The sequence below is a fragment of the Rhodoplanes sp. Z2-YC6860 genome (genome assembly GCF_001579845.1).
Lineage (GTDB): Bacteria > Pseudomonadota > Alphaproteobacteria > Rhizobiales > Xanthobacteraceae > Z2-YC6860.
The window spans coordinates 3,175,762-3,201,704 of sequence record NZ_CP007440.1; the positions used below are offsets into that span (position 1 = coordinate 3,175,762).

A 25,943-nucleotide genomic window follows, 5' to 3' on the forward strand; every position below is an offset into this window, starting at 1 on the left:
GAGCAGTCATGGGGGACAGCCCTACCATCCGAGACGTCGCTGTCGCCGCGGATGTCGCCATTGGGACGGTGTCTCGCGTCTTGAATGGCCACAAGTCGGTGAGCGACGATGTTCGCCGCCGGGTTCTGAAGGCCATCAAGAAGCTCAACTACGAGCCCGACCGCGTTGCACAGAGCATGCGGCTCGGCGTGACGCGGACGGTCGCTTTTGCGACGCGCGATATTTCGATCCCTGGGTTCGGCGCGATCGTCAATGCAGCCGAGGAGGCGCTGCGCAACAGCGGTTATACGCTGCTGCTGACAATGACCGACGAGCAAAAAGATCGGGAGCTGAACCTGCTCCGAATATTCCAGCAGCGCCGCGTCGATGCCGTGATCATGACAATCAGCAACGAAAACGATGCGGAGCTGACGAAGCAGATCAAGGGATTCGATATTCCGATCGTGCTATTGGACCGCGAGAGCCCGCCACAGCTCGATGCGGTGACGCTCGATCATCGCCGCGGAGTGCGCGCCGCGACGGAGTATCTGCACGGGCTGGGACACACCCGCATCGCGTTGTTGACCGGCAAGCCGTCCACGCGTCCGGCTCATGAGCGCATCGCCGGATTCAAGGAGGCCTCGGCCCGGCTGGGCCGGCAGGCAAGCCATGGCATTGTCCGCACCGGGGGATTCTCGGCGGAGTTCGGATTTCGCGAGACCTCCTCGCTGCTGTCGGGGCCCAATCGGCCGACCGCCATCATCGCGGGCGGAATGGCCATGCTTGCGGGGGTCCTCAAGGCAATACGGACGAGGGGTCTTTCGATACCCGGCGACGTGTCGGTGATCGCCGGAGCGGACAGCGATCTCGCCGCACTTGCGACGCCGGCGATAACTGCCGTGCGTTGGAGCGGCACCGATGAGGGGCGGATGGCGGTCCAGCTGCTGCTGAACCGTCTCGGCAACCGCACGGCACCTGTGCAGCGGGTCATGCTTTCGACCGAGCTCATCACCCGTGAATCCTGCGCCCCGCCGCCCAAGTGACTGGCCAATGAAAGCTGGCGGGTGAGCGGCAATCTCATCCCTGGAAACGTTTCATTGACACGATACGGGCTTTCGGTGTTCATTGCTGGCAGTGTTCACCGGGTCCAGCAGCATGTCGGGTGCGACGAAAAAACAATCACGAACCTGGATGTTCGTTCCTGGAAATCGGGAGCGCTTCATCCAGAAGGCGAACGGCTCCGCGGCCGATGCGATCCTCCTCGACATCGAGGACGGTGTACTGCCGAACGAGAAGGCCGAAGCGCGCAAGATGATCGCCGCGGCCTTGGCCGAAGCCAAAGGTGGCCCGCGACGATATGTTCGCGTGAACGCGCTGACGACACCCTGGCTGAAGCCCGACTTGGAAGCTGTGATCGCGCCGGGTCTCGAGGGCATCTGTCTGACCAAGGTGACGAAGGCTTCGGACGTCCACGAAACGGCGTCGATGATCGACACTCTCGAAAAGCAGCGCGGGCTCCAGGCCGGCTCGATCCGCATCCTGGCCGCTGTGGAAAGCGCGCGCGGCTTGATGAATGCGGTCGCGATTGCGGATTCCAGTCCGCGAATCGTCGGCCTGATGTTCGGCGCGGAGGATTATGCCCTCGACCTGGGACTTGGCGCGCGTCGCGAGAAGGAAGCCGCCGAGCTTCTGTTCGCGCGCTCTACGATCGTGAACGCGGCCGCCGCAGCCAACGTGCTCAGCATCGACGGCGTGTTTCCGAATCTCAATGACGAGCAGGGGCTTGAAGCTGACATCCGGCAGGCAAGGCGGCTGGGCTTCACGTCGAAATCGACCTTCAACCCGCGCCAGCTCGACATGATCAACGCGATCTTCTCGCCGCAACCCGACGAGATCGAATATGCGCGCAAGATCGCAGCCGGCTTCCGCGAGGCCGAGGCGCGCGGCGATGCGTCGGTGGCGGTCGGCGGGCAGCTGGTCGACAAGCCGATCCTGCTGCGCGCTTTGAGAATCCTGGAAATCGTGGACGGCTGAGGAGTTTCCGATGGGTACCGTCAAGGAAGGCTGGGTTGGCCGCTTCTTCGAGGACTTCGAGGTCGGCGATATCTATCGATGCCGCCTCGGGCGCACGATCACGGAAACCGACAACATCCAGTTCACGTTGCTGACGAACAACACCAACCAGATTCATTTCAACGCGCACTATGCGAGTCGCACCGAATTCAAGCGGCCGCTGGTCAACAGCGCGATGACGCTTTCGGTGGTCGCCGGGCTCGGCGTTGCGGACATCAGCGAGAATGGCTTCGCGTTGGGATGGGACTACATCAAGCTGCCGAACCCGGTGTTCGCGGGTGACACCCTGTATTCGGAGTCGGAGGTGGTGAGCCGGCGCGAATCGAAGTCGCGTCCCGACCAGGGGATCATCAAGGTCCGCACGCGCGGCATCAACCAGGACGGCAAGATCGTCATCGAATACGAGCGCTCGGTCATGGTCTGGAAGAAGGGGCAGGCGCCGCTGAAGGCGCTGTTTCCCGAGGTGAAGTACGAGTAATCGGAGCGGGGCCCAGGATATGTCGAACAGGCTGCCGCTCGACGGCATCACAGTGATCGAACTCGGTCACAGCGTGGCCGCGCCCTATGCCGCAGAGATCCTCGGTGATCTTGGCGCGGAAGTCATCAAGATCGAGAAGACCGGTGGCGATGACGCGCGCAAATGGGCGCCGCCCTATTGGCACGACATGTCGTCGACGTTCCAAAGCCTGAACAGGAATAAGCGTTCGGCGGTCGTCAATCTGCGGGACGCGAATGAGCGCGACGCGTTGCGCCGGCTCATCGTTGAGCAGGGCGACGTGGTGGTGCAGAACCTGCGGCCTGGATCGGCCGAAGAATTCGGTCTCGATGCCGGCACGCTCCGCGGCCTCAAGCCGGACCTGATCTATTGCAACATCGGTGCATTCGGCGCGCAGGGGCCGATGAAGGACAGGCCGGGCTACGATCCGCTCATGCAGGCATTCGCCGGTCTGATGAGCGTGACCGGTGAGCCCGACCAGCGTCCGGTCAGGGTGGGAACTTCGATCATCGACATGGCCACCGGCATGTGGGCGGTGATCGGCGTTCTGACGGCCCTGCTTCAACGCAAGGGTAGCGGCGGCGGGACCACCGTCGACACGTCGCTGTACGAAACCGCGCTCGGTTGGATGTGCTATCACGCCGCGAATTTTCAGGCGTCCGGTGAGCTTCCCGTCCGTCAGGGCTCGGGCGCGGCGATGATCGTGCCGTATCGCGGCTACGCCACCAAAAACGGCTTCATCGTCATCGCCGCCGGCAACGACAAGCTGTTCGCTTCGCTGTCCAAGGTGTTGAAGCATCCGGAGTGGCCGCAGGATCCGCGCTTTAAGACGAATCCGGACCGGGTGAAGCATCAGGGCGTGCTTTACGCCTCGATCGAAGAACTGATCCGCGAAAAGACCAGCGAAGAGTGGCAGGTGCTGCTCGACGAAGCGGATGTGCCGAACGCTCCGATGCAAACGATTGAGCAAGTGCTCGCGCACCCGCAGACCAAGGCGCTGGGGATGATGCAGGACAGCCCGGATGGACGCATCAGCCTGCTTGGCTTGCCGCTGTCGTTCGATGGCGTGCGCCCCGCGTTTCGAAAGGATCCGCCCGCGCTCGGTGCCCACACCTCCGAGGTATTTCCCGCGTCTTCCGCGGCGTCGAAACGCGCCTGATCAAATCGGAAGTCCGTTCGCAACATCGGGTTCTGACAATGGATGAAAGAACGTCAGCCGGCGTCCATATCGACCTGGACACCTCGTATCCCGAGATCAGGGATCTCGTGCGCAAGATCTGCGCAAAATTTCCCGGCGAGTATTGGCGCAAGCTCGAAGAAGGGCAGTCCTATCCGACCGAGTTCGTCGCGGCGTTGACGGAAGCGGGACTGCTCGGATCGCTGATCCCCGAGGAGTATGGCGGCCTCGGCATGCCGCTCGGCGCGGCGCAGGCGACGCTGGAGGAAATTCATGCGGCGGGCTGCAACGCGGGCGCCTGCCACGCCCAGATTTACATGATGGGCACGGTGCTGCGGCACGGCAGCCCCGAGCAGAAGCAGAAGTATCTGCCCGACATCGCGGCCGGCCGTTTGCGGCTTCAGGCCTTCGGCGTCACGGAGCCGACGACGGGTTCGGATACGACCAAGCTCAAGACCCGTGCGGAGAAGCGGAACGACCACTTCCTGGTGAACGGCCAGAAGGTCTGGACCTCGAGGGCGCTGCATTCGGATCTGATGCTGCTGCTGGCACGCACGACGCCGCTCGATCAGGTCAGGAAGAAGAGCGACGGGCTTTCCGTCTTCCTCGTGGATGTGAAGAGCTCGCTCGGCAACGGGCTCGAGATCAAGCCGCTCCGTGCGATGGTCAATCACAATGCGACGGAGGTGTTCTTCGACTCCCTTCGCGTGCCTTTCGAGAACCTGGTGGGCGAGGAAGGCAAGGGCTTCCGCTACATCCTCGACAGCATGAACGCCGAGCGCATCCTGGTCGCGTCGGAAGCGATCGGCGACGGCCGCTGGTTCGTGGAAAAGGCGTCGAAGTACGCGTCGGACCGCACGGTTTTCGACCGGCCCATCGGTCAGAACCAGGGCGTGCAGTTCCCCATCGCGCGGGCTTACGCGGAAATCGAGGCCGCGTCCCTCATGGTGCGCAAGGCGACGGCACTGTTCGAAGCCGGCAAGCCCTGCGGCCCCGAGGCCAACATGGCGAAGTTTCTGGCCTCCGAGGCCTCATGGCACGCCGGCGAGGCCGCGTTGCAGACGCACGGCGGGTTCGGCTTCGCGACCGAGTACGACATCGAGCGGAAGTGGCGCGAGACGCGTCTGTTCCAAGTCGCGCCGATCTCGACGAACATGATCCTGGCGTATCTGGCGGAGCACGTTCTCGGCATGCCGCGATCGTATTGATCGCGGCTTTCGCAACGCACCGCTTACTGCAGCGACAGCAAATCGGCCGCGCCGTTCAGCCGCTCCAGGTTCATCAGCCGGTCGAATGCGTTGCTGCGCCCCTTGGCGCCCAGATCGTCGCCGATGCAATCGTCGAACTTGACTTGAAGCTCACTGCGGGAGAGCGGCCGTTGCATGCTGCCTTTGGCGTGAACGATCGGCTCGCTTGCGAAGATGTCGCCCTTTTTCGTTCGGATCGCCACCGATTCCGACGGAGCGAAGGCCGAGCCGTTCATGGTCTCCTTGGTGGTCTCGATCGCGACGCGTGGGATCAGCCTCTGCACATCGGGTTGCCCGACGAATGCGTCAGTGAGCTGGGCGAGGCCAACGGCACGTGCGACCAGCGACGAGGCCATCGCGAACTCCATCGAGAATTTGGCCTCGAAGGCGTTTTTCGGCCGATGGTTGCGGACCATCAGCATCTGCATTTCCCCTGTGGAAACGCGGATTTCGTCGACATCGGCCGGCTTGAGATCGTGCGCCGCGGTCAGGTCCAGCGCAGCGTCGATCGCGCGATGCGTCGCGTAGCAGATCGGGTAGCGCTTCACGTTGAGGCCTTGTCGCGCGAGGTGCCAGACTTTTTGCGCGGGGTCGAAAGTCTCCGCGAGCTTCGCCTGACCGTCAGGGGAGTAGGCGGCGAGGTAACCCGACTGATGCTCGAGCGTGTCGGGCGAGGCGGTGAGGCCAGCGTCGGCGAGCCGAGCTGCGATGATGCCGGATTGGGCCGCGCGCCCGACGTGGAAGCACTTCGTCAGGCTGCCGAAGTTGGCGACCAGTCCCCCCGCCATCGACGCGGCCATGGCCAGCGCCGTCTGTGTCTTCTCGGGGCTCAGGCGCCGCAATTTGGCGCAGGCGGCCGCGGCAGCGACGGTGCCGCGCACCGCCGTCGGATGCCAGCCCTTCTGATGCAGCGGCACCGGTTCGCGCATCAGCAGTTCGGCCCACACCTCGTAGCCCGCGACATAGGCGGTCAGAAGCTCCGCGCCGCTTGCGCCGACCACTTCGCCCTGGGCGATGATCGCGGGCACCAGCACGGCGCTCGGATGGCCGTCGAGGGTGACGTCGTCGTAGTCGAGCACGTGCGCCGCAGCGCCGTTGACGAGCGCGGCGTCCTCGACATTGCGCTTCTTCAACGAGGGAATGAGCGAGGCCTGCATCTTGCTGTCGGAGCCGGCCATTTCGCGGTCGAGCAGCGCGACCACGGGATCGCGGGCGCCAGCGATCATCACACCGAAGCAGTCGGTGAAGCCCGTCTTGGCCACGGCCAGTGCGTCGTCGGGAATATCGGCGAGGCTCAAGGATGCGACGAAGCGGCCGAGCTCAGCGGTGAGGGCGGTCATCGGATGACTCCTGGTTCGCCATGAACATAGCGCGTCGTGGGCGCCGGTGAAATGCTTGACGGCATGGCGGGAATGCCCAATTGTCCGGCGATGAAACGTTTGCAAGACCAAAATTTGCAAGACCGATGAACACGATACTTACGCTTCAGGACCCCGAGCAGGCACGCTCGTTCTACGAGCGGGGTTGGTGGAGTTCCGACACTCTCTACATGCTGCTGCGGGCGTGGGCTGATCGGACACCGGATTGCTTCGCACTGCGGGACACCAACGGGCGGCTGACTTATCGGGCCGCGCTCGGATGGGTCGACGCCATCGCGCAGGACCTCCACGATTCGGGTTTGCGCGCCGGCGATCGCGTGTCGGTGTGGCTACCGAGCCGGCTGGAAACGGCGCTCGTCTTTCTCGCTTGTTCCCGCATGGGATATGCCTGCAACACCTCGCTGCACCGCGATTACACCTGCAGCGATATCGTCTCGTTGTTGCAGCGAGCGGGCTCGTCGGCGTTCTTCGCGCAGCCGGGCTACGGCGCGGATGCAAGCAAGAACGACATCTTTTCGATGCTCGGCGGTCTGTCGAAGCTCAAGAAGGTCTATCGGCTCGATCCGCTCAAGGAGCAACGATCGGACCGCGAGCCCGAGACATTGTTCGGCTCGCTGTCGCGGGTGGCGGACAGCAAGCTGCCGTTTTCCGCAAATCCCAACAGGCTTGTCTATCTGGCCTATACGTCGGGAACGACCGGCCAGCCCAAGGGCGTCATGCATTCCGACAACACCATCCTGGCCAACAGCCGCGCGATGGTGAAGGACTGGTCGTTCGATCGGAACACCGTGGTCTATTCGTTCAGTCCGCTCAGCCACAACATCGGCATCGTCGGTCTGGCGGTGGGCATCGCGGCCGGCGGCGAGGTGGTGGTCCACACACCGCTCGATGCTCCGCGCATGTTCGACCGCGTGGTGGAGACCGGCGCCACCTTCCTGCTGGGCGTGCCAACCCACGCGCTCGACCTGCTGGCCGAAGTGCGCCGCCGCAACATGAAGACGCTGGGCAAGGTCACGGCATTCGAGATCGGCGGCTCTGCGGTGCCGCCGACCCTCGTGAGCGGCCTGTTCGAGATCGGCGTGATGACGCAGAACGCCTTCGGAATGACCGAGAATCATTCGTTTCTTTATACGCGGCCGGACGACACGCCAGAGGTCATCGCATCGACCTGCGGCAAGCCGACCGACGGCATGGAGACGAAGCTCTGGCGTGAGTCGAACCCGGACGAGGAGTTGCCGGCGGGCGAGGTCGGAGAGCTCGGCGTGCGGGGCGCGTCGCTGATGCTCGGCTATTTCGGCGATCAGGCTGCCACGGAGTCCTCGTTCAACGCTCACGGCTGGTTCATGACCGGCGATCTGGCGAGGCTCGATGCCGCCGGAAACGTGCAGATCGTCGGCCGCAAGAAGGATCTGATCATCCGGGGCGGCCACAACATCTATCCGGCGAAGATCGAGGACTTCACGATGCGCTACAAAGCGGTGGCGAAGGCCGCGGCTTTTCCGGTGCCCGATGAGAGGCTGGGGGAGAAGGTCTGTCTGGCCGTGATTCCGCGTCCAAACGAGACTGTCGCGCCGATGGCCCTGTTGGCGCATCTCAACGATCACGGGCTGTCGAAGTTCGACATGCCGGAATACTTCATCTCGTTGGAGGCATTTCCCCTGACCGCAAGCGGCAAGGTCCTCAAGCGGCGCCTGGTCGAAATGGTCAAGGAAGGCGCTCTGACGCCACAGCCGGTGCGCTGGCAGGGCTGACGCCCAAACGGGCAGGGTGCGACGAAAAAATCCCGTGGCGGCGAGGGGAAAACCCGCTACAGTTGGCCGTGGAAACGTTTCAATAAGACCGGGACCGGCCGCCGAATGACGCAAAGCACCTTCGAATTCGTCCGCGACAACATCGCCGCGACGCCCTTCCATCAGTGGCTGCTGCCCGAACTCACGAACGTCGACGAGCAGGCCGGCAGCGTGACGCTGCACCTGAAGATCCGTCCGGAGTTCTGCCGGCTGCCCGGCCGTCCCGAACTGCACGGCGCCGTTGTTGCCGCCATGGTGGACATTTCCGGCCACGCCGCGGTCTGCGCCAAGCTCCTGCACAGCGTCGCGACCATCGACATGCGGGTCGACTACCTTCGTATGGCCGCGGGCACGGAGATCGTCGCGGTGGCAACCATCGTCAAACTTGGGCGCACCATCGGCTTGGTGGATATCCGGATCACAGACGACCAGAAGCGGCTCTGCGCCGTTGGCCGCGCGTCCTACGTCACGATGAACATGTAGGTTTGCGATGAGGCGCGGCTCCGCCAACGCGAAATGGGCGTTGCTTTCGGCACCGATGCTGCTGACGCTCGCGATTGTGTTCGCGGTGCCGATCGGATGGCTGATCGCGCTCAGCTTCTTCAGCTCGACCGGGCCCGCGCAAGTGGGCGATGAAGTTTCGCTGGAGAACTATCGCAACTTCATCACCGACCCGTTCTACTACCGGATCATCTTCAACACGTTCTGGCTCGGCGGCGTTGTGGTGCTGTGCTGCCTGATCGTCGGCTATCCGGTGTCGTATTTCCTCGCCCGCACGAAATCGCGCTGGCGCGGGCTCCTGTTATTTCTGGTGGTGGCGCCGCTGCTGGTGAGCGCCGTGGTCCGCAACATTGGCTGGTTTCCGATCCTCAGCAACACCGGCCTGATCAATACGGTGTTGCTGAAGTCAGGGCTGATCAGCCAGCCGGTGCCGCTGATCAGCAATCTGACAGGCGTCGTCATCGGCCTTGTCCACGCGCTGCTTCCTTTCATGATCCTGACGCTGACCACGGTGATTCAGCGCATCGAACCCGAACTCGAAGAGGCGGCGGCGAACCTTGGCGCCGGTCCCATCCGTGCGTTCGTGAAGGTCATGCTGCCGCTGACACTGCCCGGCATCGTCGGCGGATCGCTCCTCGTCTTCACGATGGCGATCGCGGCCTACACCACGCCGGTGATCATGGGCGGAAACAAATTCCTGGTGATGTCCACCTTCATCGGCCAGCAGTTCCGGACGGTGCTTGACTATCCGCTCGGCGCGACCAGCGCGGCGGTTCTCATGGTTCTGGCCGGCCTGCTGTCGGTCCTGGCGATCAAGTTCGGTGCGTCGCGCACGGAGATGGCGCGATGAAGCAAGCCATCCTCACCGGCATTCTCGCCGCCACGTTCGTATTCTTGCTGGCGCCGGTCGTTGTCGTGGTGATTTCGTCCTTCAACGCCGTTGGCGTGCTCTCCTTTCCACCGCAATCGTTCACCACGCGCTGGTATTCGGAGATCGACGCGGGCTATTACCAGGCGCTCATCGTCAGCCTTAAGGTGGCTGTGATCACCGTTCTGATCGCGGTGCTGACCGGCGTCCCGGGCGCACTGGCGCTGGCGCGCGGCCGCTTCCCGGGCCGCGATGCCCTCAATGCGATTTGTCTCTCGCCGCTCATGGTGCCGGCACTGGTGATGGGGGTCGCCGCGTTCCAGTTCTCGCTGGTGATCTGGGATCAGTTTCACCTGACGCTTGGGGGCACCATCGCTGGTCTTGTCATCGGCCATCTGACGTTTGCGATCCCGTTCGTGGTTCGCGCCGTGCTCGCGGGGCACACCCGCTTCGACCATTCTCTGGAGGAGGCGGCGCAGAATCTCGGCGCCAGTCCGTGGCGAACCTTCGTCCACGTCACGCTGCCGATCTTGCGTCCCGGCATCATATCGGGCGCGATCTTCGCGTTCCTGATTTCGCTCGACGAGGTGCCGATCGCGTTGTTCATGGGCGGCGGTGATGCCACCACGCTGCCGGTCAAAATCTTCACCGCAATGGAGATCAGCTTCGGCGGCGACATCCTCGCGGTGGCATCGGTCATCGTTGTGGTGTCGGTCGCGCTGATGCTGGTGCTCGACCGCGTGATCGGCATCGAACGACTTTTCGCAACACGACACTAGACAATCGCACCACAGGAGAACGCCATGAGGCTCATGAAACACTTCGCTGCCGGAGCACTTGCTCTGGCCTTGGGCGTCACCGCCGCGGCAGCGCAGCAGCGCACCGACATCACCTTGAAGGTGGCATCTTTTGCTGGACCCTTCGGCGAGGCGCTGCAGAAGTACGCCTTCGACCTCTACACCAAGCGAACCGGCATCAAGGTTGAGGTGCAATATGCCAATCCGGCGGACTTCCTCGCCAAGATGATCGCCAGCCGCGGCCGTGAGGCGCCGTTCGATATCGTGTGCCTCGATGACGATGTGACTGCCGCGGCCATCGACGCAAAGGTGGTGCAGAAGCTCGATCCGAAGATCGTGACCAACCTGCAGCACTTGTATCCGGAAGCCGTCGACAAGGACGGCTACGGCGCGACGTTGTTCTTTTATTCGGTCGGCATCGCATTCAACAAAAACAAGCTGAAGGAAGCCGGTGTTCCTGAGCCGAAGTCGTGGAAGGACCTCTGGGACCCGCGGCTCTCGGGCCACATCTCGATCCCGGACATCATCAACATCCAGGGTCGGGACTTCGTCATCGCGGTGTCCCGCATGAAGGGAGGCGACGAATCCAAGCCCGAGCTGGGGATCGACGAAATCGCCAAGATCAAGGCGCACTCCTACAACGTTGCTTCCAGCACGCTGCAGGCTCAGCTCGAATCCGGCGACGTGTGGATTGCGCCTTGGAACAACATGCGCGCGACCGCAATGGCGGATCGCGGCTTGCCGATCGGCTTCGTCAACCCAAGCGAAGGTGCGATCGGCAACACCGACACCGTCAATCTCGTGGTCGGGAGCAAGTATCCGAAGGAAGCGCAAGAGCTGATCAATTATATGCTGGACCCGTTCTCGCAGCTTGGCATGGCGAAGCTCCTGCCGACGGGACCCTCGACCAAGCTCCTCGCCGCGGTGATCGAGGCCGATCCGGAGTGGGCGCGAAAGGCTCCCGTGACGCCTGAGGCGCACAAGGCCCTGTACCTTCCGAATTGGACCGTGTTCAACAAGAACTTGAAGCGGGCGACCGATCACTGGAACCGCACGATCCAGAAGTAAAAGATGTCTGACGTTCTTCTGGAGCAGGTGCGAAAGGCGTACGGCGGGGTCGTCGCGGTGCGCGGTGTCGATCTGCGTGTCGCGCCAGGCGAGTTTGTCACGCTGCTCGGGCCGTCCGGGTGCGGCAAAACCACGTGTCTCCGCATGGTGGCGGGTTTCGTGGAGCCGGACACCGGACGTATTCTGATCGGCGGCAAGGACGTGACACACGTTCCGCCTTATCGCCGCAACACTGGCATGGTGTTTCAATCCTACGCCTTGTTTCCCCATCTGACCGTCGCTGCGAATATTGCGTTCGGCATGCAGATGCGCGGCGTCGGGCGCAGCGATGCCGATCAGCGCACCAAGGAGGCGCTGCGGCTGGTGCAACTGGAGGCGCTCGCCGGGCGCTATCCGGCTGAGCTCTCCGGCGGCCAGAAGCAGCGTGTCGCGCTCGCCCGCGCCGTGGTGATCAGGCCGCAGGTGCTGCTGCTCGACGAGCCGCTTGGCGCGCTCGATCTCAAGCTGCGCGAGGAATTGCAGGTCGAGATCAAGCGGGTGCAGTCGGCGCTCGGCATCACGACCTTGTTCGTGACGCACGATCAGGGCGAGGCGCTCGGGATGTCCGATCGAGTGGCGGTCATGCGCGGCGGGGAGATCGTTCAGATCGATACGCCGACAGCCCTGTACGAGCGGCCGAACAGCATGTATGTCGCGAACTTCGTCGGACGGACCAATCTCATCGAGGTGGTTTTGAAGGACCGCGAGGGTGACAGCATGCGCGTCGAGGCCAACGGGGCGACGTTCTCCGTCGCGGGCCCGCAAGATGCGGCCTTCTCGGTGGGCGAGCGCTGTCTGCTGGCGACCCGGCCCGAGCATTTCACGATCGGACTTGGCGGTGGGAACGTGCTGACCGCCAACGTGCTCGATGTGAGCTATCGCGGCAGCATCTGGAATGTCGAACTGTCGGGGCCCCGCAACGAGTCTTTGAACGCCCAGGTTCGCTCGGGCCAGCCGGTACCGCAGAAGGGCGAGGCGGTGACGCTCTCCTTTCCGCCCGCGCGCTGCTTCCTTCTCAAAATGGAACAGCCTCGCGCCTCTTAACAGCCAGGAATCGCAAGATGACTCAACCACTCAAACTGACCATGGCCTGCGGCCTCTACGACCGCATGCTGGACCTCTACACCGGCGATGTGCGTCCCGACGGCATCGAGCTGAATTATGTCCGCATGGACGGCTCGGCGGGTGCGCGCGAAATCTTCGATCGGATGGCCAACCTCGAATTCGATCTCGCCGAGATGTCGAGCTCCGAGTATTTCGCTCGCCGCTCGGCGGGAGAGAACAAGCTTGCGGCGCTGGCGGTGTTTCCCTCGCGCGTGTTCCGGCACGGCATGTGCACGATCAACAAGAAGTCCGGCATCAAGAGTCCCAAGGACCTCGAGGGCAAGAAAGTCGGATTGCCGATGTACACCATGAGCGCCGCAGTCTGGATGAAAGGCCAGCTTCAGCACGACTACGGCGTCGATATTTCGAAGATCCAGTGGGTCGAGGGCGCGATCAACCATCCGGGCCAGCACGGCCATCCGAGCCTCCTGCCGATGCTGAAGCCTGCGAACATCGTCAAGAACAACTCAGACAAGTCGATCAGCGATCTTCTGGAGAGCGGTGAGATCGACGCGATCATCGGCACGGTGCTCCCGGACGCCTATCACACCAACCCGGACATCGTGCGGCTGTTTCCGAACTACCGGGAAGAGGAAAAGAACTACTACAAGAAGACCAAAATCTTCCCGATCATGCATCTGCTCGCGTTGCGCCGCGACGTCTACGAGGCGCATCCGTTCATCGCGTCGAGCCTGTTCGATGCCATGTGCGAGTCGAAGGAGCGTGCGCGGCTGCGGGCGCGCGATCTCGGAACTTTGAACTACATGCTGCCGTGGATGACGGCCGACATTGACGAGCTCGACGAGGTGTTCGACGGCGACCCGTGGCCTTACGGCATCGAACCGAACCGCCCGACACTCGAGGCCGCGATGAAATATCTGACCGACCAGGGCATCATCAAGGCGCCGATGCCGATCGAGGACATGTTCCTGCAGACCTATGGCCGGTATGACCGCAAGACCGGCAAGAAGACCGGATAGCGTTAGCAGGCGAATGTCGGGACGCGGTGAGGCAGTGAGAGGAACAATCTCGTGACGGAGCTTAGCTTTCCGGCGACGGAATTCGATGGGCGCATCGCCAGAATCCGCGAACGGATGAAGGCGAGGGGGCTCGACGCGCTGGTGCTGACGCGCGGCGAGAACATCTTCTATGGTTGCGGCTTCCGCGCGTCGCACTTCGCGAGCTGGTTGTCGGAGCTCCACGCGCTAGTGATTCCGGCGCAGGGCGAGCCGCGCATGATGACCCGGGCGCTGGAGCGCGAAATCTCCAAGCTGCAATGGACCGCTTCGCCGCAGCTCTACATGGATCACGAGAACCCATACGAGGGTCTCGTGAAAATCCTGAAGGAGAGCGGCAACACCGGCAAGGCGATCGGCATCGAGGAGCGCTTCCTCAAGGTCAGCCAGCTCCGGAAGATGCAGCAATATCTGCCGGATGCGAAGCTCTCCGACGCTTCAGGGCTGGTCGAGGCGGTGGCGGCGAGCCCGTCGCCGGCGGAATCCGCTTGCCTGCGCCGCGCGGCCCGTATCACTGACATCGGCTTCAAGACCGGCATCGCGGAGCTGCGCGACGGCGTTTATCCCTATCAGGTGATCGGCAAGATCCACGACGCCATGTATCAGGCCGGGCAGCGCGACTTCGACATGTCGCTGGTCTGCGTCTGGTCCGGACCGCAGGGCGGCCGGATGCACGACACCATGACGACCGAGAAGATCAAGAACGGCGACATCGTCACCGTCGAAGTCTGGGGCGTCGACAACCATTACAAGGCCGGCGCGCAGGCGAGCATCTATGTCGGATCGAACCCGCCGGCGAACATCGCTGCGGCCTACGATCTCAATGCCAAGATGCATGCGGCGGCGCAGAAGGCCGTGAAGGCCGGCGCGACCGCGGGCGACGTATTCAACGGGGCCAATTCGGTCTATCGCCCGGCGCGCGGCACGGATTATTACCGGCGGTGCGGCGGTTCGATGGGGCTGACGGTGTTCACCATCGATCTGGTCAACGGCCGCAAGGACGTTCTGCAGCCCGGCGTTGCGCTGCTCGTCCAGACACTGGTCGACGATCCGGTGCTGCTGACCTGCGCCTCGACCGTGATGGTCACCGAGACCGGCTGCGAGGAGCTGTGTTCGCCGCTGCATTCGTTCAAGACCACGGGCTGATATGGCGAAGCCGACGGTCATCGTTCTCACCACCGGCGGCACCATCGGTCACCGCTCCGAAGCGAACGGCGTCGCGACCATGAGCTTCGATCCGGCGGGGCTCGTGTCGGCGTTGGCGCTGCCGGACGTCGATATCGAATTCCGCGCGGTGATGCGCAAGGGTAGCATGGATGTCGGCCCTGCCGACTGGGTCGTCATCGCCAAGGCCGTGTCCGACGCGATGGCGAGCGCCCCGCGCGGTGTTGTGATCGCCCACGGCACCGACACCATGCATTACACGGCGGCGGCGCTGGCCTTCATGTTGCGCGGTTTGCCGGTGCCGGTCGTCATGACCGGCTCGATGATCCCGGGCGGTGATGCGGGGAGCGACGCGTTGCCGAACCTGCGCGACGCCGTGACGGTCGCCGCGCTCGCGGATTTGGCCGAGGTTTGCGTCGTGTTCAAAGGTCAGATCATCCGCGGCACGCGGGCGCGGAAGGTTCATTCGCATGCGGTCGATGCATTCACCAGCATCAATGTGCCACCGATCGGCACGGTGGAAGCGGGCAGGATCGCCTTGGGCACGCAGAAGGTCGCCCGGCGGAGCGCCTCAACGCTCAATGTGACAACGGCGCTCGATACCAACGTGGTGCTTATCAAGCTGACGCCCAACCTCTCGAAGGAAGCGTTGGCGCGCCAGCTTGACAGCGCGTCGGGCGCGGTGCTGGAGGGCACCGGCGTCGGCCATATCGCAGCCGAACTCCGGCCGGCCGTGGCGGCGTTCGGCAAGCCGGTTGTGGTCACGACCCAAGCCGTCCACGGCGGCGAGAAGCTCGGAATCTACGAGGTCGACAAGGACATCCTGGCGATCCCGAACATCATCCCGGCCGGAGACATGTCGAGCGAAACCGCGCTGGTGAAGCTGATGTGGGCGCTCCCGCAACGCGGTGACGTCAAGGCGCTGATGCGGACGAATATCGCCGGCGAGATCGGCTAAGGCAAAATCAATAGCTGTTGAGACGGACCGACTCTCGATCCGTCACCCTGAGGTGCGAGCGAAGCGAGCCTCGAAGGGCGACGGCCCGGGATTTGGGGCCGCATCCTTCGAGGCCCGCCCATAGCGCGTTGAAGACGCGCGTAACGTGCTGGTGGGCGGGCGCCTCAGGATGACGGAGAGAGGCCACCCGGGTTGCGCCGACGAGAAACGATCACGCTCTAAGTCCGCGTCCGTGAGATGAATCGATTCATGCCGACGTCCGGCTCCCACATCTTGCGATGCGCGTCGAGCATGTAGGGCAACGCGCGGGCGCGCGACTTCTTCACGTCCTCGTATTCGGCGATGAAGTGCTTCATCAGGCCTTCGACCTCACGGCGCAAGGCGTCCTCGTCGATCGTCGTGACGCGCCGGTCCTGCAGCACCATGCGGCCGTCGATCATCACCTTGTCGATGCCCCGGCCGGTTTCGGTGTAGACGAACTGCCGCGCCGCGCTATTGTAGGGCAGGTAGGCGGTGTCGTTGAGATCGATCAGCACCATGTCCGCCTTATGGCCTGGCTTCAGCGCGCCAACCTGGCCCTGAAGGCCGGCGGAGCGCGCGTTGCCGAGCGTGGCATGACGGATCACCTCGTGCGCCAGCGGGGCTCCGGGTTCGGGATCGCTCACCGAGGCGATCATGCAGAACATCTTCATCGCCTGGAAAATGCTCTGGACGTCGCTGCCGCTGCAGTTGTCGCAGCCGAGGCCGAGCCGCACGCCGGACTCGCGCATGTCGAGCACCGGGGCGATGCCGCTCTTGAGCTTCAGGTTGCTGAGATGGTTGAGGACGATGCCCGCGCCGGCCTTGGCCATGCGGTCCATCTCCTGCCGCGTGATCCAGACCGAATGCACGATGTTGAGCTTCGGGTTCAGGAGGCCGTTTCGCTCGAGATAAGTGATCAGCGAGCCGTCGTGGTCGGCGAACAACTCGCGCGCGATCAGCCGCTGTCCCCGGGTCTCGTACACGTGGGTGTAGATCGGAAGATTGTGCTTGTGGGAAAGGTCCGCGCAGCCCTGCAGCATCTTCGGCGTGCAGCGCTGTGGCGCGAACGGCGCGACTGCCCAGTGCAACGTGCCCTTCGCGGGATGCCGGTTGAACTGGCTGTTCAGATAGTCGAGTTGCGCGTCGACCGGACGGCCGACGTTGCCGAGCATCTCCTGAACGTCCTCCGGCAACGATTCTTTATGCCGCACCATCGCGACCGGCGGCACGTCCCACACCATCGGCGAGAACACCACGCGCAGGCCGATGTCCTGATAAGCCTTGACGACGACGTCGGTGGATTCGTCGTCGAGCGGGGCCAGTCCCAGCATGTCCTGCACGCAGGTGATGCCGCAGCGGATCGATTCCAGCGCGCCGACCAGCGTACGCGCGCGAAGCTCTTCCTTGCTGCGGTTCTGGCCCAGAGGCAGCGTGTACAGCAGCCAGAATTCCAGCGGCAGTTCCTCGAACAGGCCGCGGCATAGCGTGTCATGAGAGTGATAGTGCGCGTTGATCAGGCCAGGGACCACGAGCCGGTTGCGCGCGTCGACGACTTCGGCACCGCCGGCGTCGACGTTCTGCCCGACAGCGACGATCTCACTGCCTTCGATCAGAATGTCGGCGACCTTGGGTTTGTGCACGTCTCCGTCGTGGTCGTAGACCTGTCCGCCGCGGACGACGATTTTCTTTTTGCCGCTCATGGATGCGCTTCCCGGTTCTCGATTTCGCTTTGCAATTGCTGTCGCTGCTGTTCGAGCTCCGCCTGATGGCGTTTGCTGAACTTGGTGCCAAGGTAAGCTTTGATGACGGCTGGATCGTTCAGCACATCGGCAGGCGGGCCGTCGCTGAGCATGGCGCCGTGATGCAGCACCACCAGCCGCTTCGCCAGCGACAGCACGATGCGCAGCACGTGCTCGATGATGACGATGGTGACGCCTGTTGCAGAAATCTTTCGGATCAGATCCAGCGCGTCGTCGAGTTCGCTGGTGTTGAGACCCGCGTTGACCTCGTCGAGGAACAGGAGGCGCGGCTCCATGGCGAGGCTCTTGGCCAGTTCCAGGCGCTTGCGGTTCGCCAGCGACAGCTCGGAGGCCGAGTAGTCGGCGAACCGCTCCATGCCGACGAAGGCCAGCGTCTCACGCGCCTTGTCGGCGGCCTCGCGCATCGGCAAACGCCGGCCGGCGAACAATGCGCCGGCCATCACGTTCTCCAGCACGGTCATTTCCGAGAACGGCTGCACGATCTGGAACGTGCGGGCGACGCCGCTCCGGGCAATGCGGTGGGGCGGGAGGCTGCTGATGTCCTGATCCTCGAACACGACGCGGCCGGAGGTTTTCGGCAGGAAGCCGGTGACGAGGTTGACCAAGGTGGTCTTGCCGGCGCCGTTCGGCCCGACCAGCCCGACGATGTCGCCCTTGGGGATGCTGAGCGAAACATTGTCAACAGCGACTACGCCACCGAACCGGCGCGTCAGTCCTTCGAGTCGGAGCGCGGTGGCGGTCATTTCGCCCCGTCCGGCACGAGCCGGCGTCGGCGCGAGAAAATGCGCAGCACGCCGCGCGGAATGAAATAGATCACGGCGATGATGATGATGCCGAGGATCGCAGAGTGGAAGTTGATGAAATTGACCCACACCAGTTCGCGCAGCATCACGTAGAGCGCCGAGCCTGCGAGAGGACCTGCGATGGTGCCGGCGCCGCCAAGCATGACCATCACAGGCACCTCGATCGAGAGCAGAACGTTGAAGACGTCCTTCGGCTCGATGAAGGCCACCATGGAGGCGTAGACCGCGCCCGTGGCGGACATCATGAGACCGGAAATGACGAAGGCTGCGACCTTGGTCGCGAACACATTGATGCCGACCATGCGCGCCGCGCTTTCGTTCTGCCGCACACAGCGCAGGGCGAAGCCGAATTTCGAGCGGGCGATCAATGCGGTTATGGCGAAGGCGATGGCCACCATCGCCCACATCGCCAGATAGAAGAAGATGCCGACCTCGTTCGGCGTGCCCGGAAGGATGGGGATGTTGATGCCGACGGCGCCGCCGGTCACAGCCTCCCAGTTGTTGGCGATCTCACGCATCACCTCGACGACGGCGATGGTACCGATCGCGAAGTAGTGGCCCCGCAGGCCGAGCAGCACGCTGCCCAGGAGCGCGGCGAACACCGCACCACCGAACGCGGCGGCGGCCCATGCCAGAAACACCGGTGCGCCGGCGTCCTGCGTGAGCCCGCCCACATAGGCGCCGAGCCCGAAGAAGGCCGCGGTGGCAAACGACGGATAGCCCATGAAGCCGCCGACCACGTTCCAGGCCAGGCAGAGGGCCGCTGACATCGCCAGCGTCGTGCCGGCCTGAAGGAGATAGTTGTTGGCAGAAAAGCCGAAGGCGATGACCGCGCCGCACACGATCAGAACGGACACACCTCGCAGAAGGGTGGAAGAGGGGGCTGTCATTCAAAGCCCCTGCGTCCGACGAGGCCAGATGGCCTCACCACCAGAACGATGATCATCAGAGCGAAGCCGACCGTGGTGCTCCATTGTGGGCCGAAGGCGATCGCCCCGAAGCTTTCCAGCAGACCGAGCGCCAGACCGCCGACGAGCGCTCCCGGCACGCTGCCGAGCCCACCGAGCACGCAGATGACGAAAGCCTTGCCCAGAAACACGCCCGACAGGAGCGGCGTGATGGGAAACACCACCGCCATGGCACCGCCCGCCGCGGCGGCCATCAGTGCTCCGATGCCGAAGGTGACGGCATAGACCCGCTCGACACGGATGCCGAGCAGTCGCGCCGCATGATGGTCCATCCGCACCGCTATGATGGCGCGGCCCATTTGCGAGTGACGCAGCAGCCAGTACAGCAGGCCCGTCAGCACGAGGGCCAGCACCATGGCCCCAAGCCGCGCCACGGAGAGCGTGACGCCGGCGACGACCACGCTGCCGTAGTCCAGGATGAGCGATCGCGGCGTCGCGGTGAACGCCTGGATCATGGCGTTGTTCAGCAGCAGATCGAGACCGAAAGTGAGCGTGAAGGAGATGAAAATAGGCGCAGTGACGACCTGGTTGATGAGCGTGCGCTGAACCAGATAGCCGAACGCGAACATGACGGCGCATCCGATCAACGCCGAAATGATCGGCGAAAGGCCGAGCATCTGGGTGCAGTAGATCGTCACGTAGGCGCCGAGGACGACGAACGAGCCATGCATCACGTTGATGATGTTGAGCACGCCGTAGATCAGCGAGAATCCGACTGCGAGGCAGGCGTATAGCGAGCCGATCAGCAGTCCGTTCGCGATATATTGCGCAATCATCGTGAGCCTTGAACGTCGAAGGCGGCGACAAAGGGCATCGCCGCCTTCCGGTGTATCCGACGAACGCCGGCGGCGGTCAGCCGCCGACGCCGACCTTGAGTTCGCCGGTCTTCACGGCCTGCGGATCGAGAACAATATACTTGGTGTTCTGAATCTGCAGGATCATCGGGCTGTTGATGGCGTTCTGGCCGGAGGGGCCGAACTTGATCGGGCCATAGAAGGTGTCGAACTGCAGCGTGGAGAGTTCCTTGCGCACGTCGTCCGCCTTCGTCGAGCCGGCCTTCTCAACCGATTGCGCCAGCACCTCGCATCCCGCGGTGGCGGCCGCTTCGAGGTAGGTCGGCTCCTTCTTGTACTTCTCCTTGAACGCCTTGGTGTAGTTCTCCGCACCACCATAGATGTACGCATCTTTGTACGTCGCGCTGGGGTGCCACCAGGCGTTGGTCGAGACGTTGTTCGACAGGGGCCCGAGGTTCTGCGCGAACTCCGGATAGGCGGCGCCCGCCGTCATCGTCACGATCGGAATCTTCATGCCGAGGTTCTCCATCTGACGACGGATGACGATCAGCTCCTGGATATAGCCGGTGGCGTAGAGCCAATCCGGGTTGCCGGCCTTGATCTGCGTGAGCACGTTGGCGAAATCGAGCGTGCCCTGGGAGTAGAGTCCGTCGTAGACGACCTCGAAGCCGCCTTCCTTGACCGCAGTGTCGCGCAACGCGGCGGCGATGGCCTTCGGGAATAGAGAGTTCAGGGCAAGGACGGCGAGCTTCTTCGCCGTCGGGACCCGCTCCTTGTAATATTTGACCTCGGTTTGGACCATCGCGTTGTTTGGGAAGAGGATGCCGAACAGGTTCTTGCCCTTCTGGTCGAACACCGACTCGGAGGCTGCCGAGGTCGCGATCATCGGCACGCCGTAGCGCTCGGCGAGAACCGCGGTGGCTTTGGTGTCGCCCGAGCCGTAGGGCGCGAACAGGAAGTCGACCTTGTCCACCGTCAGGAGGCGTTGCACCAGCTGCACGGCCTTGCCGGTCTCCGACTGGTAGTCGTATTTCACGGCTTCGAGCTTTCGCATCTCGCTGCCGACCTTGACGCCACCTTTCGCGTTGACGGCGTCGATGCACATGTCGAGGCCCTGCTGCTCCTTGCCGCCTTCGTCGGCAAGCGCACCGGTCAACGACAGCGGTGCGCCGATGCGGATCGGATCGGCGGCATGCGCCAGACCTGCAGCACCGAGCACGAGCAGTCCGCTGGCCAGCGCCCGGCCTGTGTGCTTCAGAAAGGAATGGGTCATACGCGCCTCCCCGCGGTTTGACAGCGATGGTTGGATCGAATGGAATGTCATCATGATGAATGATGCGAGTCAAACAATTCGGCATCAAAATGCCCGAATGAAACGTTTCCCGAGCATTGCCGCATTTGCATGGCACGCCGTCTCTCATGCGAAGCAACGTCCGGCTGGGTGAAGCGATGGAAGTGTCATCGGAGCCATTGCTGAACGTTCGCGGTCTTGCGGCCGGATACGGGGACATCCAGGTTCTCTGGGGCGTCGACCTGGACGTGCCCCGCAATTCCATCGTGTCCATCGTCGGCCCGAACGGCGCCGGCAAGACAACCTTGCTGCTGACTTTGTCCGGAATGGTGCGCGTCCGCGCCGGTTCTTGGCATTTTGCCGGGAAGGATCTGACCGGCTCATCACCCCACGTGATCGTCGATCAGGGCATCGCGCATGTGCCCGAAGGCAGGCGTCTGTTCCGGACGCTGAGCGTCCGCGACAATCTGCTGCTGGGTTCTTTCCATCGGACCGATCGGGCCGAAGTCCAGCGCGACCTCGAGTTCGTGTTCGAGACCTTTCCGGTCCTGCGCGAGCGCGCGTCACAGGACGCCAGCACCCTGTCGGGTGGCGAACAGCAGATGTGCGCCATTGGCCGCGGCATCATGGCGCGGCCGAAGCTCCTGATCATCGACGAGCTTTCGCTCGGCCTTGCGCCGGCCGTGGTCGAAATGCTGGCCGAGAGTCTGCCCAAGGTCCGTGACCAGAACATTGCGATCCTGCTGGTGGAGCAGGACGTCGCGACGGCCTTCGAGATTTCGGACTACGGCTATGTGCTGGAATCCGGCAAGGTGAAGATGTCCGGCCGTTCGAGCGAACTCCTGGCCAGGCCTGACGTGCGCGACGTCTACCTCGGCATGGCCTGAGGTCGAACGTTCGGAAAGCTACCGCTTGGCTTGAGCCAGCGCGTCGAGGATGCGCTGGGGCGTGAACGGCTGATGCGTCACCCGCGCGCCGAGCGGCTTCAACGCATCGTTGACCGCGACCCAGACGGCGCCCATGGCGCCGATCAGGCCGGCCTCGCCGATGCCCTTGGCGCCGAGCTTCGTGGAGGCTTCCGGCGTCTCGACGTGGGCAACCGCGATATCGGGCATTTCCGAAGCCATCGGTACGAGATAGTCGGCCATGGTGCCGTTCTGGAGATTGCCGTCGTCGCTGTAGATGCATTCTTCGAACAGGGTGGCGCCGATGCCCTGGACGATTCCGCCGCGCACCTGTTCGTCGACCAGCAACGGATTGATCACCCGACCGCAGTCGTCGACCGCCCACTGGCGCAGCACCTTGATGAAGCCGGTGGCGCAGTCGACCTCGAGGTAGCTCGCCTGGACGCCGTTCGCCATGTAGTAGAGCTTGTCGTTTCCGGCGAAGCTCGCCGTGACCGACAGCTGCACGTCGAAGTCGGCCGGCAGGGTGTCCTGACGGAAGTATCCGATCCGGCCGATGTCCGCGAGCGAGAGCACGGCATCGCCGGTCTTGGCGTTCACGACATGACCGCCGACCACATCAAGTTGATCGGGCGATGTCTGGCTGATGGTGGCTGCGAGCGAAAGGATGTTGCGCTTGAGCATGAGGCCGGCGCGCAATGCAGCTTCGCCGCCGATCGCGGTGCCCCGCGATGCCCACGCACCGCCACCGTAGGTCGACAGCGAACTGTCGCCACCGGCGACGGCCACTTGATCGACCGCGACGCCGACGGAATCGGCCACGATCTGTGCGATCGCCGTCAGCGTGCCTTGGCCTTGATCGGTGAGGCTGGTGAGGCAGCGCAACGAGCCTGTCGGCTCGAGCCGCAACGTGCAGCCGTCCTGGGTGGAGATCGATGCGCCCGAGGGTCCGTAGTAGGGGGCGCCATACGCGGTTTGCTCGCAGAAGGTCGAGATGCCGAGACCGCGGTAGATTCCTTTTTCGCGAAGTTCGCGCTGCTCGCGCCGGAGCCCGTCGTAGTCGATCAGCTTCACCAGGGCTTCCAGGCATTCGTGGAACGAGACAGTTTCCAGCCGCTGTCCGCCCGGGGTCACGCAGGGAAGTTCGGACTTGGCGCGGTAGTTGCGCCGCTTGAACTCCACCGTGTCCATACCGAGCCGGTCGGCGGCCCAGTCGGTCAGCAGTTCGGCGGTGATGCAGGCGAAGGGCATGCCGACGCCGCGATACATGCCAACCAGGTTCTTGTTGACGTAGACGCTGCGTGTCCGCCCCCGGTAATTCTCGAATCGGTAGGGGGCGCCGGCGACCGTGATCGCCATCATGCCTTCGGCCACGTTGAAGCGGAACGGCATGCCGTAGGCGCCAACCGCGCCCAGATCGTCGAGCTCCATCGCGGTGATCTCGCCCGACTTCTTCACCGCGATGCTGCATCGGATGACGTGATCGCGGGCATGGGCGTCCGAGACGAACGACTCGAGCCGGTCGACACAGAACTTGACCGGCCGGCCGAGCAGCATGCTTGCGACGACAGTGGCGATCTCGTCGGTGTAGATGTTCAGCTTCATGCCGAACGCGCCGCCAATGTCGGGCGACGTCACCTGCACCTTGTGCTCGGGAATACCGAGATGCTTGCTGTAGACATGCTGCATCTGGAACGGCGACTGGTGCGCATGAATGACTCGAAGCGAGTTCTCGCTCGGGTCGAAATCCGCGATCAGGCCGCGCGTTTCCAGCGTCATGGCCATCTGGCGCTCGAACCGCAGCGTCTCCTCGATGACGATATCGGCCTCGGCGTAGGCCTTGTCCGGTTCGCCCTTCGACAGCGAAAAATCGAAGGCGAGATTATTGCCGAGCTCGGGATGGACCACCGCCGCGTCGGCTTCGATCGCGTGCAAGTGCTCGGCAACGGCGGGCAGGGGATACCACTCGATCGAGACGAGCTCGGCGGCATCCTCCGCCTGTGCGCGCGTCGCCGCGATCACCACCGCGACCGGCTGGCCCTGCCAAACCGCGCGCTCGTCGGCGAGCAGATGCTGGGGCGCCGAGCGATGTCCCGGCCGGTGCAGCGCGACGCCCATGAACGGTTCGCAACGCGGATTGATGTCGCGGGCGGTGTACACGGCCTCGACGCCCGGCGCAGCCATGGCTTGCGCGGTGTCGATTGCGGTGATCCTGGCGTGCGGGTGGGGGCTGCGCACGAAGCAGGCGTGCAGCATACGCGTCAGCTTGATGTCGTCGATGTAACGGCCGCGGCCGCTGAGCAGGCGCTGCAGCTCCTGCCGCGGAAGGCGAGCGCCGATCGGGCGATGCGAGTTGTGTTCGCTAGCCATTGGTCTGGCCTTGCCGCCGCTTCAGCACGGCTTCGATTGCATCGACGATGGCGTGATAGCCGGTACACCGGCACATGTTGCCGGAGATGAACTCGCGGATCTCATCCCGTGAGAGATGGCCGCCCTGCTGCGTTAGCTCGTAGGACGTGAGCAGCATGCCCGATGAACAGAACCCGCACTGCGCGGCGTTGCGCGCGATGAATTCCTGCTGCAATTCCGCAAGGGCGCCGCTGGTGGACATTCCTTCGATCGTGTCGACCCTGCGGCCAGAGGCCTGCACCGCCAGCGTCAGGCAACCACGGGCCGTGGCGCCGTCGATCAGCACGGTGCAAGCGCCGCAGACGCCGTGCTCGCAGCCCAGATGAGTGCCCGTCAATTCCAGCTCCTGGCGCAGGAAATCCGCAAGGTGCTGCCGCACCTGCACCTGCCGGCGCAGCGGCTTGCCATTGAGAATGAAATCGATCTCGACAGTCTCGTCGCCAATGGGAGCGTTCATGCTGCGACCTCACTGGCGATCTCGCCCATCGCGCGGCGCGTCAGCACTTCGGCGAGATGTCTGACCGTGTCGCTGCGCAGCCCGGGGCTTTCCTGGGCGACGACATCGTCCTGGATTGCGTTGTGCAGTGCTGAAAAGTCGCCGATGGGAGCCGTTAGACCCGTCAGTGCAGCCGAAGTCAGACGCGCCAGCTTGGCATGCTCGACGGCGCCGAAATACACGACCCTGGCATTGGCGATTTTGGGGCCGTCCATCGCGATGCGCGCCGCGATCCCGATCATCGCGAAGTCGCCATGCCGGCGCGCGAGTTCGAGGAAGAGGCATTTTGTATCGGCAGAAACTTTGGGAAATTTCACCGCGACGATCAGTTCGCCCGGCCGCAGGTCGGTCTCGAACAGGCCTTTGAAGAACTGCTCGGCTTTGACCTCGCGCTCTCCCGTCACGCTGGCCAGCACCAGCGCGGCGTCCAGCGCGATCGCGCAAGCCGGAAGCTCGGCCGAGGGGTCGGAATAGGCGAGACTGCCGCCGATCGTGCCGCGATTGCGGATGGCGGCGTGCGCGATGTGCGGCGCAGCTTTCGTCAGCAGCGGCAGATGCTTCTGGATCAGCGGGCAGCGCAGCAGCTCGGCGTGCCGGGTCGCGGCTCCGATGCGGATGCTGTCGGCTTGTTCGGTGCGGCCGGACAGCTCGGTGAGGCCGCTGATGTCGACCAGAAGCGACGGCGCGGACAGCCGCAGATTGAGCCCGGCCAGAAGGCTCTGGCCGCCGGCGAGCGGAACGGCATCCGCACCCGCATCGTGAAGAATCTGCAGCGCATTCTTCAGAGTGCTCGGCTTAACGTAACGGAAGCCTCGTGCCTTCATGCCGCGCCCGGATGTT

At 63.7% G+C, this 25,943-nt stretch carries 24 protein-coding genes and 1 pseudogene; 16 read left to right on the top strand and 9 right to left on the bottom strand.

Annotation, left to right across the window (positions count from 1 at the left end; genetic code table 11):
• Positions 1-8: 8 nt before the first annotated feature.
• From RHPLAN_RS41035 to RHPLAN_RS14675, 6 genes and pseudogenes are all read left to right on the top strand, one after another.
• Positions 9-149: pseudogene (locus RHPLAN_RS41035) on the top strand (LacI family DNA-binding transcriptional regulator); the annotation flags it as partial.
• Positions 150-176: 27 nt separating this feature from the next.
• Entirely contained in the window at positions 177-1,022 is an 846-nt protein-coding gene (locus RHPLAN_RS14655) for a substrate-binding domain-containing protein (protein ID WP_237180144.1), read from the top strand.
• Between the two features lie 148 nt (positions 1,023-1,170).
• On the top strand, positions 1,171-2,013 hold the full coding sequence (locus tag RHPLAN_RS14660; protein WP_068019185.1) for an HpcH/HpaI aldolase/citrate lyase family protein: 843 nt from the start codon (positions 1,171-1,173) through the stop codon (positions 2,011-2,013).
• Between the two features lie 10 nt (positions 2,014-2,023).
• Complete coding sequence (locus tag RHPLAN_RS14665; protein ID WP_068019188.1) at positions 2,024-2,530, top strand: MaoC family dehydratase; 507 nt, start codon at positions 2,024-2,026, stop codon at positions 2,528-2,530.
• Between the two features lie 19 nt (positions 2,531-2,549).
• On the top strand, positions 2,550-3,707 hold the full coding sequence (locus RHPLAN_RS14670; protein ID WP_084244908.1) for a CaiB/BaiF CoA transferase family protein: 1,158 nt from the start codon (positions 2,550-2,552) through the stop codon (positions 3,705-3,707).
• 38 nt (positions 3,708-3,745) lie between these two features.
• Positions 3,746-4,933 carry an acyl-CoA dehydrogenase family protein gene (locus RHPLAN_RS14675; RefSeq protein ID WP_068019191.1) on the top strand — a complete coding sequence of 396 codons (1,188 nt, stop codon included), beginning with the start codon at positions 3,746-3,748 and terminating at the stop codon, positions 4,931-4,933.
• A gap of 23 nt (positions 4,934-4,956) precedes the next feature.
• Here the strand turns inward: RHPLAN_RS14675 and RHPLAN_RS14680 are convergent, their stop codons facing one another.
• The gene (locus tag RHPLAN_RS14680) at positions 4,957-6,312 is read right to left on the bottom strand and encodes an MmgE/PrpD family protein (protein ID WP_068019194.1); all 1,356 of its coding nucleotides are present in this window, start codon (positions 6,310-6,312) and stop codon (positions 4,957-4,959) included.
• A 125-nt stretch (positions 6,313-6,437) separates the two neighbouring features.
• Between RHPLAN_RS14680 and RHPLAN_RS14685 the strand changes: the two genes are divergently transcribed.
• The 9 genes from RHPLAN_RS14685 to RHPLAN_RS14725 all read left to right on the top strand — a co-directional run bounded on the left by RHPLAN_RS14685 (position 6,438) and on the right by RHPLAN_RS14725 (position 15,656).
• A complete protein-coding gene (locus RHPLAN_RS14685) occupies positions 6,438-8,102 on the top strand; it encodes a class I adenylate-forming enzyme family protein (RefSeq protein ID WP_068019197.1) in 1,665 nt (554 codons plus the stop codon).
• Between the two features lie 105 nt (positions 8,103-8,207).
• On the top strand, positions 8,208-8,624 hold the full coding sequence (locus tag RHPLAN_RS14690) for a PaaI family thioesterase (RefSeq protein WP_068019200.1): 417 nt from the start codon (positions 8,208-8,210) through the stop codon (positions 8,622-8,624).
• Positions 8,625-8,631: 7 nt separating this feature from the next.
• Positions 8,632-9,492, top strand: a complete 861-nt coding sequence (locus RHPLAN_RS14695; RefSeq protein ID WP_068019203.1) for an ABC transporter permease — start codon at positions 8,632-8,634, stop codon at positions 9,490-9,492.
• The gene (locus RHPLAN_RS14700) at positions 9,489-10,289 is read left to right on the top strand and encodes an ABC transporter permease (protein ID WP_068019205.1); all 801 of its coding nucleotides are present in this window, start codon (positions 9,489-9,491) and stop codon (positions 10,287-10,289) included. Before RHPLAN_RS14695 ends, RHPLAN_RS14700 begins: the two co-directional genes overlap by 4 nt.
• A gap of 24 nt (positions 10,290-10,313) precedes the next feature.
• Complete coding sequence (locus RHPLAN_RS14705; protein ID WP_068019208.1) at positions 10,314-11,375, top strand: ABC transporter substrate-binding protein; 1,062 nt, start codon at positions 10,314-10,316, stop codon at positions 11,373-11,375.
• 3 nt (positions 11,376-11,378) lie between these two features.
• A complete protein-coding gene (locus tag RHPLAN_RS14710) occupies positions 11,379-12,458 on the top strand; it encodes an ABC transporter ATP-binding protein (protein ID WP_068019211.1) in 1,080 nt (359 codons plus the stop codon).
• 17 nt (positions 12,459-12,475) lie between these two features.
• Entirely contained in the window at positions 12,476-13,498 is a 1,023-nt protein-coding gene (locus RHPLAN_RS14715) for an ABC transporter substrate-binding protein (protein WP_157100270.1), read from the top strand.
• A gap of 51 nt (positions 13,499-13,549) precedes the next feature.
• Positions 13,550-14,680 carry a M24 family metallopeptidase gene (locus RHPLAN_RS14720; RefSeq protein ID WP_068019218.1) on the top strand — a complete coding sequence of 377 codons (1,131 nt, stop codon included), beginning with the start codon at positions 13,550-13,552 and terminating at the stop codon, positions 14,678-14,680.
• 1 nt (position 14,681) lies between these two features.
• A complete protein-coding gene (locus tag RHPLAN_RS14725; RefSeq protein ID WP_068019221.1) occupies positions 14,682-15,656 on the top strand; it encodes an asparaginase in 975 nt (324 codons plus the stop codon).
• A 218-nt stretch (positions 15,657-15,874) separates the two neighbouring features.
• On the opposite strand, the gene RHPLAN_RS14730 is transcribed toward RHPLAN_RS14725, so the two are convergent.
• The 5 genes from RHPLAN_RS14730 to RHPLAN_RS14750 all read right to left on the bottom strand — a co-directional run bounded on the left by RHPLAN_RS14730 (position 15,875) and on the right by RHPLAN_RS14750 (position 21,275).
• Positions 15,875-17,377, bottom strand: coding sequence for an amidohydrolase family protein (locus tag RHPLAN_RS14730; protein WP_068019225.1), 1,503 nt, complete (start codon positions 17,375-17,377; stop codon positions 15,875-15,877).
• Positions 17,374-18,180: an ABC transporter ATP-binding protein gene (locus RHPLAN_RS14735; protein WP_084244910.1), complete on the bottom strand. Its 807-nt coding sequence runs from the start codon at positions 18,178-18,180 to the stop codon at positions 17,374-17,376. Before RHPLAN_RS14735 ends, RHPLAN_RS14730 begins: the two co-directional genes overlap by 4 nt.
• On the bottom strand, positions 18,177-19,130 hold the full coding sequence (locus tag RHPLAN_RS14740; protein WP_084244912.1) for a branched-chain amino acid ABC transporter permease: 954 nt from the start codon (positions 19,128-19,130) through the stop codon (positions 18,177-18,179). The genes RHPLAN_RS14735 and RHPLAN_RS14740 overlap by 4 nt, the downstream gene beginning before the upstream one ends.
• On the bottom strand, positions 19,127-19,984 hold the full coding sequence (locus RHPLAN_RS14745; protein ID WP_068019231.1) for a branched-chain amino acid ABC transporter permease: 858 nt from the start codon (positions 19,982-19,984) through the stop codon (positions 19,127-19,129). Before RHPLAN_RS14745 ends, RHPLAN_RS14740 begins: the two co-directional genes overlap by 4 nt.
• A gap of 76 nt (positions 19,985-20,060) precedes the next feature.
• Complete coding sequence (locus RHPLAN_RS14750) at positions 20,061-21,275, bottom strand: amino acid ABC transporter substrate-binding protein (protein WP_198164927.1); 1,215 nt, start codon at positions 21,273-21,275, stop codon at positions 20,061-20,063.
• A 176-nt stretch (positions 21,276-21,451) separates the two neighbouring features.
• Here RHPLAN_RS14750 and RHPLAN_RS14755 point away from each other — a divergent pair, with 176 nt between their 5' ends.
• Complete coding sequence (locus RHPLAN_RS14755) at positions 21,452-22,180, top strand: ABC transporter ATP-binding protein (RefSeq protein ID WP_068031213.1); 729 nt, start codon at positions 21,452-21,454, stop codon at positions 22,178-22,180.
• 18 nt (positions 22,181-22,198) lie between these two features.
• Here the strand turns inward: RHPLAN_RS14755 and RHPLAN_RS14760 are convergent, their stop codons facing one another.
• Genes RHPLAN_RS14760 through RHPLAN_RS14770 form a run of 3 tightly spaced genes read right to left on the bottom strand, consistent with a single transcriptional unit; the run spans position 22,199 to position 25,927 of the window.
• Positions 22,199-24,568 (bottom strand): xanthine dehydrogenase family protein molybdopterin-binding subunit, encoded by a 2,370-nt coding sequence (locus RHPLAN_RS14760; protein ID WP_068019237.1) that lies wholly within the window; start codon positions 24,566-24,568, stop codon positions 22,199-22,201.
• Complete coding sequence (locus RHPLAN_RS14765) at positions 24,561-25,064, bottom strand: (2Fe-2S)-binding protein (protein WP_068019242.1); 504 nt, start codon at positions 25,062-25,064, stop codon at positions 24,561-24,563. The genes RHPLAN_RS14760 and RHPLAN_RS14765 overlap by 8 nt, the downstream gene beginning before the upstream one ends.
• A complete protein-coding gene (locus RHPLAN_RS14770; RefSeq protein ID WP_068019245.1) occupies positions 25,061-25,927 on the bottom strand; it encodes an FAD binding domain-containing protein in 867 nt (288 codons plus the stop codon). Before RHPLAN_RS14770 ends, RHPLAN_RS14765 begins: the two co-directional genes overlap by 4 nt.
• Positions 25,928-25,943: the final 16 nt, after the last annotated feature.

Bases quoted from the DNA above. Each gene is read 5' to 3' on its own strand.
- RHPLAN_RS14655 (WP_237180144.1), top strand. From the start codon at position 177: ATGCGGCTCGGCGTGACGCGGACGGTCGCTTTTGCGACGCGCGATATT.
- RHPLAN_RS14660 (WP_068019185.1), top strand. From the start codon at position 1,171: ATGTTCGTTCCTGGAAATCGGGAGCGCTTCATCCAGAAGGCGAACGGC.
- RHPLAN_RS14665 (WP_068019188.1), top strand. From the start codon at position 2,024: ATGGGTACCGTCAAGGAAGGCTGGGTTGGCCGCTTCTTCGAGGACTTC.
- RHPLAN_RS14670 (WP_084244908.1), top strand. From the start codon at position 2,550: ATGTCGAACAGGCTGCCGCTCGACGGCATCACAGTGATCGAACTCGGT.
- RHPLAN_RS14675 (WP_068019191.1), top strand. From the start codon at position 3,746: ATGGATGAAAGAACGTCAGCCGGCGTCCATATCGACCTGGACACCTCG.
- RHPLAN_RS14680 (WP_068019194.1), bottom strand. From the start codon at position 6,312: ATGACCGCCCTCACCGCTGAGCTCGGCCGCTTCGTCGCATCCTTGAGC.
- RHPLAN_RS14685 (WP_068019197.1), top strand. From the start codon at position 6,438: ATGAACACGATACTTACGCTTCAGGACCCCGAGCAGGCACGCTCGTTC.
- RHPLAN_RS14690 (WP_068019200.1), top strand. From the start codon at position 8,208: ATGACGCAAAGCACCTTCGAATTCGTCCGCGACAACATCGCCGCGACG.
- RHPLAN_RS14695 (WP_068019203.1), top strand. From the start codon at position 8,632: ATGAGGCGCGGCTCCGCCAACGCGAAATGGGCGTTGCTTTCGGCACCG.
- RHPLAN_RS14700 (WP_068019205.1), top strand. From the start codon at position 9,489: ATGAAGCAAGCCATCCTCACCGGCATTCTCGCCGCCACGTTCGTATTC.
- RHPLAN_RS14705 (WP_068019208.1), top strand. From the start codon at position 10,314: ATGAGGCTCATGAAACACTTCGCTGCCGGAGCACTTGCTCTGGCCTTG.
- RHPLAN_RS14710 (WP_068019211.1), top strand. From the start codon at position 11,379: ATGTCTGACGTTCTTCTGGAGCAGGTGCGAAAGGCGTACGGCGGGGTC.
- RHPLAN_RS14715 (WP_157100270.1), top strand. From the start codon at position 12,476: ATGACTCAACCACTCAAACTGACCATGGCCTGCGGCCTCTACGACCGC.
- RHPLAN_RS14725 (WP_068019221.1), top strand. From the start codon at position 14,682: ATGGCGAAGCCGACGGTCATCGTTCTCACCACCGGCGGCACCATCGGT.
- RHPLAN_RS14730 (WP_068019225.1), bottom strand. From the start codon at position 17,377: ATGAGCGGCAAAAAGAAAATCGTCGTCCGCGGCGGACAGGTCTACGAC.
- RHPLAN_RS14735 (WP_084244910.1), bottom strand. From the start codon at position 18,180: ATGACCGCCACCGCGCTCCGACTCGAAGGACTGACGCGCCGGTTCGGT.
- RHPLAN_RS14740 (WP_084244912.1), bottom strand. From the start codon at position 19,130: ATGACAGCCCCCTCTTCCACCCTTCTGCGAGGTGTGTCCGTTCTGATC.
- RHPLAN_RS14745 (WP_068019231.1), bottom strand. From the start codon at position 19,984: ATGATTGCGCAATATATCGCGAACGGACTGCTGATCGGCTCGCTATAC.
- RHPLAN_RS14750 (WP_198164927.1), bottom strand. From the start codon at position 21,275: ATGACCCATTCCTTTCTGAAGCACACAGGCCGGGCGCTGGCCAGCGGA.
- RHPLAN_RS14755 (WP_068031213.1), top strand. From the start codon at position 21,452: ATGGAAGTGTCATCGGAGCCATTGCTGAACGTTCGCGGTCTTGCGGCC.
- RHPLAN_RS14760 (WP_068019237.1), bottom strand. From the start codon at position 24,568: ATGGCTAGCGAACACAACTCGCATCGCCCGATCGGCGCTCGCCTTCCG.
- RHPLAN_RS14765 (WP_068019242.1), bottom strand. From the start codon at position 25,064: ATGAACGCTCCCATTGGCGACGAGACTGTCGAGATCGATTTCATTCTC.
- RHPLAN_RS14770 (WP_068019245.1), bottom strand. From the start codon at position 25,927: ATGAAGGCACGAGGCTTCCGTTACGTTAAGCCGAGCACTCTGAAGAAT.